The organism is Buttiauxella sp. S19-1, assembly GCF_022134725.1.
Lineage (GTDB): Bacteria > Pseudomonadota > Gammaproteobacteria > Enterobacterales > Enterobacteriaceae > Buttiauxella > Buttiauxella ferragutiae.
Genome location: NZ_JAHWLU010000163.1, coordinates 1 through 7816 on the forward strand (window position 1 = coordinate 1; position 7816 = coordinate 7816).

8 protein-coding genes are annotated in these 7816 nt (G+C 48.0%); 4 read left to right on the forward strand and 4 right to left on the reverse strand.

What is annotated here, in order from left to right; all coding sequences use genetic code 11:
• The 4 genes from MES37_RS22445 to MES37_RS22460 form a co-directional block, all read left to right on the forward strand.
• A partial coding sequence (locus MES37_RS22445; RefSeq protein ID WP_237932682.1) for an EF-hand domain-containing protein occupies positions 1-194 on the forward strand: 194 nt, incomplete at its 5' end.
• 45 nt (positions 195-239) lie between these two features.
• Positions 240-536, forward strand: coding sequence for a hypothetical protein (locus MES37_RS22450; RefSeq protein WP_237932683.1), 297 nt, complete (start codon positions 240-242; stop codon positions 534-536).
• A 91-nt stretch (positions 537-627) separates the two neighbouring features.
• Positions 628-957, forward strand: a complete 330-nt coding sequence (locus tag MES37_RS22455; protein WP_064542597.1) for a hypothetical protein — start codon at positions 628-630, stop codon at positions 955-957.
• Between the two features lie 129 nt (positions 958-1086).
• Complete coding sequence (locus MES37_RS22460; RefSeq protein ID WP_157092920.1) at positions 1087-1431, forward strand: hypothetical protein; 345 nt, start codon at positions 1087-1089, stop codon at positions 1429-1431.
• Positions 1432-1701: 270 nt separating this feature from the next.
• Here the strand turns inward: MES37_RS22460 and MES37_RS22465 are convergent, their stop codons facing one another.
• From MES37_RS22465 to MES37_RS22480, 4 genes are all read right to left on the reverse strand, one after another.
• A complete protein-coding gene (locus MES37_RS22465) occupies positions 1702-4824 on the reverse strand; it encodes an efflux RND transporter permease subunit (protein ID WP_064542600.1) in 3123 nt (1040 codons plus the stop codon).
• Between the two features lie 10 nt (positions 4825-4834).
• Entirely contained in the window at positions 4835-5956 is a 1122-nt protein-coding gene (locus MES37_RS22470) for an efflux RND transporter periplasmic adaptor subunit (RefSeq protein WP_064542604.1), read from the reverse strand.
• The gene (locus MES37_RS22475) at positions 5953-7221 is read right to left on the reverse strand and encodes a TolC family protein (protein WP_237932684.1); all 1269 of its coding nucleotides are present in this window, start codon (positions 7219-7221) and stop codon (positions 5953-5955) included. Before MES37_RS22475 ends, MES37_RS22470 begins: the two co-directional genes overlap by 4 nt.
• Positions 7222-7284: 63 nt before the next feature.
• Positions 7285-7557, reverse strand: a complete 273-nt coding sequence (locus MES37_RS22480) for a DUF1471 domain-containing protein (RefSeq protein WP_064542609.1) — start codon at positions 7555-7557, stop codon at positions 7285-7287.
• Between the last annotated feature and the right edge of the window lie 259 nt (positions 7558-7816).

Sequence of the window (7816 nt, forward strand, 5' to 3'; positions counted from 1 at the left end):
TGCGTCAGACGTTTGGTCGGCTGGAAGAGCTGACCCGAAGTGATGCCGATGACACCTATTCGTCGGGAGATGCTGAAAGCTATAAGAAGTTACTTCAGCAGATGGATATGAATCAGGATGGTTTGATTGATGCCAATGAGCTATGGCGGTACCAGCCTGATATCCAGCATCACAGGTACAACGTCTGGTGGTGAAACATTACAGTGAATGGTTGAAGGATGTGCCGGAGATCCGCAGCAGTGAAGCCTCGGCATATGCATCCGGTGGTATTTTTGGATGCTTTGAGCAATATTTCTCTTCCAGTTACACCCATTAATGGAAAATTGGAGCCTCTGGAATTTATAACTTTCTATGAAGGGGACACGATAGATGACTCTGACTATCAGTCAGCGGTTATGAGCTTATCTTGTGAAGTTGCTGCTATAAAAGCAGTTGCTCAAAGTGAGACTGATAATTCCGGGAATTACTTCAAATTTCAAAATGATGATGATTATGTCTTAGCTATTCTCTTAGAAAGGCATCGCTTCAGTAAATAAGGGGGCATATAATTCCCAATCAGATATTTCTAATCCTGGCACAAATGAGTATTTTTCTTGCAATACTATCAAAGGGGCTGCAACCTTGAGCATGGCAAATAATCGGTTAATTTATAGGATGGCAGGGGATAAAGTCAGGTTTGAATTTAGCTCAAACTCACCTGCATACAATAAATTTCGCTATAATCATTGCTCTCGCTTCCAAACTGATTATTTGGAGATAAGTTTTATTAATGGTGAATATAAATGTTTCATATTTAGTAAATACGAAGATAACAAAAAAGAACAGGGGGTGGCTGTATTCAATGTGAAATTAAATAAGGAGTACAGATACAATTGTATCAAAACAAAGACTGATAACTTGAGTGATTTAGCCAGTAAATTACAGAGTGATAAAGAAAATTCCCTTGGCTGTCAGTGAAATGCATGATTATGAGTTTATTTGCTACAGAAAATATTCAAAATACTGTTAGTATTATAGAGTGTAGGGCATACAACAGATTCAAATTTTGCAAATAAAGTGATTAGTATGATGAGAGGGCGGGTGACGATGAAGACTCTATTGCTTTTATTTTTTTTAGTATGTTCATTTTCTTCGTGGGGAGAGTGTCATGATATTAATTCTCGTGCAGAAATATACCAAAACGTCATCTCTACATCTGAGTCAGGTTATGTTGTGAGTGATAATGCTCGAGTTTATTTCTATAGTGCTCCTGATGAGAGATGTAAGATAAAAGACCTTTTTATAATTCACGGGGATTTAGTTGATGTGTATTCAGAATACAAAGGGTTTTTATCTGTTATATTTTTCAAAAAAAATGGAGAGACTGTAGATGGATGGGTTCATTCGAATTCAATAAAACCTACTGGAACAGGAATTGGCCCAAGGGAATAATTCTGAATCATCAAGCATGCTAAGGAAATAACGCCAGTAGTGTATATTCTTCGGGTGATACTGAAAGCTATAAGAAGTTACTCCAACAGATGTCACTCTGTCCTAAAATCAGTTCAGTACAAAACCAGCGATTTTCGTCTTGCTGATTCATAGCTAGCTGAGAATGGCGAGCTGCTCTTGCAGGTTGCGGATATTTCTCTGCTGCAATAAGCGGTTATAAAAATTAACGGGGAATATCGTAAGATATTCCCCGTTGTTATTTGTTGCTAGTTATTGAGCATCCAGTTCCTTTTGGGCAGCAGCATTGCGCTTCATATGCCAGTTCTCCGTCATTTCATACAGCAGCGGCAGCAAGAATAATGTCAGAGCTGTGGACGTTAATAACCCTCCGACCACCACCGTCGCTAATGGACGCTGTACTTCGGCACCGACGCCGCTGGAAAGCAGCATTGGGATCAGCCCCAGTATCGCGACCGTCGCGGTAATCAATACTGGACGCAGACGCTGAACCGCACCCAGCCGGACAGCATCGCGGATACTGGCTCCTTGTTGTCTCAGTTCGTTAAAGAATGACACCATCACAATCCCGTTGAGCATTGAGACACCAAAGACGGCAATAAATCCGACCGAGGAAGGGACCGACATATATTGTCCGCTCAGGAACAGGGAAAGAATTCCTCCCGTCATGGCAAACGGAACGTTCGCGATGATGAGTGTGGCATGTCGCAGAGTTCCGAATGCGGTGTAGAGCAGAATAAAGATCAGCCCAATGGTCAGCGGCAGAATCACAGACAGTTTGCCCATCGCGCGTTGCTGATTTTCAAAGGCTCCACCCCAGGTGCTCCAGTATCCCTCCGGTAGCGGGTTGTTTTTCTCAATGGCCTGGCTGGCTTCCTTCACAAAGCCGTCAATATCACGCCCTTCAACTTCCATCTGTAGCACGACGTAACGTTGTAGCCCTTCCCGGCGCAGGAAGGCGTACCCTTCAGCCAGCTCAATATCCGCAACCTGCGACAGCGAAATCAGTTGGCCTGACGCCCCACGTAGCGGGATGGCACTGATAGCTGAAACAGACTCCCGGTAAGGCGCGCTAAATCGGGTCACCAGATCAAAACGAGCGGTTCCTTCGATGATGCTCGAGATGCTCGCACCGCCAATACCGGACTCCACCACATCCATGATGTCGCTGGTATTGATGCCATAACCCGCCGCTTTTTCACGATCGACGCGGATAATCACCTGGGGTTTACCCTTGCTGGACTCCGTTGAAAGTTCTTCTACGCCCGGGATTTTATTCAGTGTGGCCTGGATTTGCTGGCTCAGGGAATCTAGTGTGGCGCTGTCCGGTCCATAAATTTTCAGGGCCAGAGTGGCGCGGATCCCCGAAATCAGTTCATCGACACGCATCTGAATCGGCTGTGTTGCACTGAACAATGCCCCTGGATGTTTTTCTTCAAGAACCGCCTGGATGTTACGGGCCAGTTGGTCATAAGAAATGTCTTCAGGCCAGTTTTCCCGCGGGTTCATCGTCAACAAAACCTCCATTGAATTGACGTCTGCGGTTTCGCCTTTTTCGGCACGTCCAATGGTGGCGACCACATCTTTCACTTCAGGGAACTGGCCACGAATATCATCAGAAACTTTGCGCGAGAGTGCCAGCGTACTGTCCAGTGATGTGGATGGAATGGAAGTGATCCTGAACATCAGACTGCCTTCCTGTAATTGGGGCATAAAGCTTTTCCCCAAAAATGGAAACAGTGCCAGGGAAAACAAAAACGCGGTCAGCGCGATGCTTATTGTCGCTTTCCTGCGTGATAACACTTTGTTCAGTAACGGTTGGTAGCCTGCAGTAATCCATCTGACTATGCGGGTTTCATTTTCATGTGCGGGCTTGAGCAACAGCGACGACAGCACAGGTACGATGGTCAGCGAGAGAATTAACGACCCCAGCATCGCGAAAATAATCGTCAGCGCCATCGGGCGGAACAGCTTGCCTTCAAGCCCATCGAGCGTTAGCAGCGGAGTAAAGACCACGACGATAATTAAAATCGCAAAGGCCACCGGTATCGCCACTTCCCTGGCGGCTTCCTGGATTTGCAGCGCGAAGCTGTTTTTCGCGCCACTGGCATGATTGAGCGCCAGCCTTCGATGGATATTCTCCACCATGACCACTGCACCATCCACCATCATGCCGGTACCGATAGCCAGACCTGCCAGCGACATCAGGTTTGCTGACAAGCCGAATTGTTGCATCAGAATAAAGGCTATCAGCATGGAGCCGGGCAGAGTGATAATCACAATCAGCGCTGAACGGAGTTCCCCGAGGAACAAAAATAGGACAATGGCAACCAGCAAAGCCCCTTCCAGCAGCGCGCTTTGTGCCGTTTTCAGCGCCAGATCAACCAGGTTTGTTCGATCATAAACCGTTTTCAGCGTGACACCTTCAGGCAGCAGTGAATTCACCACTGTTGAGATTTTGTCCTTTACACCATTAACGACATCACTGGCATTTTCGTTAATGCGCGACAGAACCATCCCCATGACGACTTCCTGCCCATTTTGGGTGACCGCACCTGCACGAACGGCTGGTGTGAACTCCACTTTGGCGATATCCCGAATATAGACTGGGTGGTTACCGGCACTTGTGATGCGCAGACCTGCAATATCGGAAAGACTTTCCAGCTGGCCATAACCCCGAACCAGATACTGTTCCTCACCGATGTTGACGCTTTGTCCACCGGCCTGGCGGTTATTCCCTGCAAGCACCGGGAGCACGTCGGCCAGCGTGATGTTGTACAGCGCCATTTTTTCCGGATCGAGGGTGACCTGATACTGTTTTTCATTTCCGCCCCATGAAACCACATCATCCACACCTGGCACCGTTTTCAGGATCATCCTGATGGTCCATTCCTGGAGTGAACGTAATTCCATGGTGCTGAGGCCGGAATTACCCGCATCCAGGGTATACCAGAAAACTTGCCCCAGTCCGGAGGAGTTGGCTCCCAGCACTGGTGGGCTGTACCCCGCCGGGAGCGAGTCCCCGATCTCCTGAAGTTTTTCACTGACCCACTGGCGAGCAAGATAAATATCCGTGTTGTCTTTAAAATTGATACTGATGTAGGAAAGGCCCGCCAATGACATTGAACGGATTTGTTCCACATTGGGTAACCCGGCCATATTGCTTTCTACCGGAACGGTGAACAGCTTTTCAATATCTTCGGCGGCCAGGCCAGAAGCTTCTGTATAGACATTCACCTGCACCGGCGTCACATCGGGGAAGGCGTCCACGGGGACGCTTCGGAATGCCATGACGCCATAGCCGACAACGGCCATAAACAACACAATGATCAGCAGCTTGTATTTCAGAGATAGGTTTATCAACGAACCGAGCATGTGTGTCTCCTTAGTGCCCGCCAGCCGTTTCTGCGATAAGCAGTCGGGATTTCAGATCGTAAGTCTGGTTAACAACCACACGGTCCCCGGGCTTCAGCCCACTGGTAATTTCTGTCCTGTCCAGACCCTTTTTCCCGGTCGTAACCTGGACGGGTTGATATTTATTTTCACCATTTGCGACAAATACCGACGACTTGCCATCCATCAGTGTTAATGCAGAGTCCGGTACGCTGATGACTGGCTTAGGGGGGTTATAACGGACATAAGCGGTGACCTGCATTTCCGGTTTCAGACGTCCATCCTCGTTATTGACGGCAATATAGGTCGCAAGGGTGCGGGATGAGGAATCAAGGGTGCCGGCAGTACTCACAATCTGACCGGAAAATGTTTCGTCGGGCCAGGCACTGGCCTGAATACGCACCGTGGCTCCTGGCTCGAGGAAACGAACCTGAGATTCCGGCACATTGGCAGTAATCAGTACGGTGCTCAGATCACTGAGGGTAAACAGAACGTCTGCGGGGGTGACGGCTTGCTCCTGGCGGGCCGTTGTGGTCAGAACGGTGCCGCTGAAGGGGGCGGTAATTGTCGACAGCGAAGCTGATTTACCGTTGGAGCCGAATAATGTTTGTCGGGCCTGCGCCGCATCAAACTCGGCTTTTGCTTGCTGGTAAGCAAGCGTCGCAGCAGTCAGATCGTTGCGAGGGATTATCTCTTCTGCCATCATTTTTTGTTTACGCTTGAGCAGTTCAGAGGCGGCATTGAGTGCTGCCCTGGCCTGCTTAACGACATTGTTTTCATCACGAAGCTGTATGCTGTCCAGGGTCGCGAGAGTGTCTCCTTTACTCACTTTTTTACCCGGAAGAGCATTAACAGAAGTGATCCAGCCGTTTATCCGCGAAGAAATGGTGGCTGAACGTTGGGGATCTAACTGGATGGTGGCCAGCGCTCGAAACTCGTTGGTCATCGGGGCAGGGCCGATAGTTTCGAGCAGGACTTCCTTCGGAGTAGACACAGTCTCCGCTTCTTCTGAATCGTCGGGTGATGCACTGACTGCTGGGGAAAAGAAACCTACAAAAACAATAAAATACAGTGCGGATGGCAAACGGCGGTACTGCGCATTATTCTGAGTCATGGGAGCTCCTGTCCACTCCAGTTAGCGATATTTTCTAGTTTCAGACGCGTTGTCTGGTACTCGAGAAGTGTGTCTAGCCTGGTGCGTTGGGCATTCAGGATCTGTTGGCTGGTCAGCAAAACATCTGGCAGGCTGCTTTGCCCATTTTCCTGTGCCAGCAGGGTGAGCTGTTTGTTCATGTCTGTAGCTGGCAGGACCTGTTGATTGAGGATCCGTACCCTGTCTTTCAGGTTGTTCAGCTTGTCCCATTGATTTTTAAGAGTTTGCTGTTGTTCATTCTTAGCGGTGTTGATGGCCAGACGTGAACGCGTCACCGCGGTGGTCGCCTGCCCGATACCCGCCTCGTTTCGCTGAAATAGTGGAAGCGGTACGGAAATCGATAAGGTGGTCAGATCTTCACGGCTGTCATCCGGCCCATCCTGCGAATAGCTGACGCCAAGGGTGACATCCGGGATCCGAGCTGCTTTCTGGAGTTCCAGCTCAGCAATGGCACTTTTCTCCTGCCATTCCAGCGCCGCGAGTTTAGGGCTCTTTTCTAGCCGCGACCCCAGAGAAGCGTAGGTATAGGGGAGGGGTTTGGCGGTTGTGTCGAAATCCCCTTTCATTTCAGGTATCGCGTCTTCAGAGGTCAGCAAAAAACGCGCAAGTTCGTTGCGGGTGTCCTTTAAGTCTTGTTGGGCGGTTAGTAACTGGTTATTGGCAAGCTGGCGCTCAATGGTGGCAACGTTGTTATCCAGGCGGGTGGCACTACCTGACTGCCGTTGCCGGGACACCACAAGTTCTGCTCGAGAAAACAACTCAACGGCCTCTCTTTCCAGACGGACTTTTTCCTGCAAAGTCACAATCTGGTAGAACAGCGTTGATGTGGTCAGCAATACCTGATTTCGCGTATCCAGCGACTCCTCCCGGAAGGCACTCATGGAGAATTGAGCTGATTCCTGTCGGTATCCTTGTTGCCCCGCAATTTCAAATGTCTGGGAAACACCCGCGCCCCATTCAGTTTGTTGAATATTGTCAGGGTTACCCGCCACAGAACGTCTTTTTCCGCTATTCCCATCGATGACCGGATTGTTAAATAACAGCGCGTCAGCGGATTCTGAGCCTCCTATTAGTGAGCTCAATTGCGCTTGCTGATCGGGTGAGCTGATATTATTTTTGAGTGCATATTGTTGAAGTTCAGAAAGGGTAGGAGGAACCGTTGTTGCTGCCAGAGCAATGCTTCCCGGAGCAATAAAAATAAACAGTGTCAGCGTCCAGATTCGCATATCTCTCTCCTGGTAAGAACAGACATCCCATATCGGTGATGCCGGTGATTAAATAAAATAGAGTTACTGGGATTTATAAAGCACCGCATTTGCACTCCATTTACTGCTATCACCAGGGGTGGTTAGTCTTACAATCGAAAAGTAATCTGCTCCAGATTCTTCAGCTCGCGTTTTTATCGCGGCAACCGCTTCTTCTGAAGACGGTTTACCAGAAACTGAAATGTGACCTATTTCCTGATAAGCCTTTGCTTCATTGTTTTTAATTTCTGTCGCCGAAGAAGCGGAGAAGGAAATAGAAAATAACAACATGGTTAACGCAGCAGTTTTACGAATCATAATGCATCCTTTTCAGGTCATGATGGAGGTAAGCATAATGATAGCCATCTGAACCAACTCCAGATTCAATATAAAAGTCGTGTATTTACCTGGCTTTACATTTTCTGAATGTAGAAAGTGTGTTTATTGTTGAGTAAGCAAGTATGAGAATTAAGTAAACCAAAGGTTTTCACAGGGTTTATGAAGGGTGTTGTTGTTTAAAGTGTTTAAAAATAATGTGTTAGAGTTTTTTATGATTGTTGTGTAGTCATATTTATAA

Excerpts from the sequence above, each read along its gene's own strand:
- MES37_RS22455 (WP_064542597.1), top strand. The coding sequence starts at position 628 with ATGGCAAATAATCGGTTAATTTATAGGATGGCAGGGGATAAAGTCAGG.
- MES37_RS22460 (WP_157092920.1), top strand. The coding sequence starts at position 1,087 with ATGAAGACTCTATTGCTTTTATTTTTTTTAGTATGTTCATTTTCTTCG.
- MES37_RS22465 (WP_064542600.1), bottom strand. The coding sequence starts at position 4,824 with ATGCTCGGTTCGTTGATAAACCTATCTCTGAAATACAAGCTGCTGATC.
- MES37_RS22470 (WP_064542604.1), bottom strand. The coding sequence starts at position 5,956 with ATGACTCAGAATAATGCGCAGTACCGCCGTTTGCCATCCGCACTGTAT.
- MES37_RS22475 (WP_237932684.1), bottom strand. The coding sequence starts at position 7,221 with ATGCGAATCTGGACGCTGACACTGTTTATTTTTATTGCTCCGGGAAGC.
- MES37_RS22480 (WP_064542609.1), bottom strand. The coding sequence starts at position 7,557 with ATGATTCGTAAAACTGCTGCGTTAACCATGTTGTTATTTTCTATTTCC.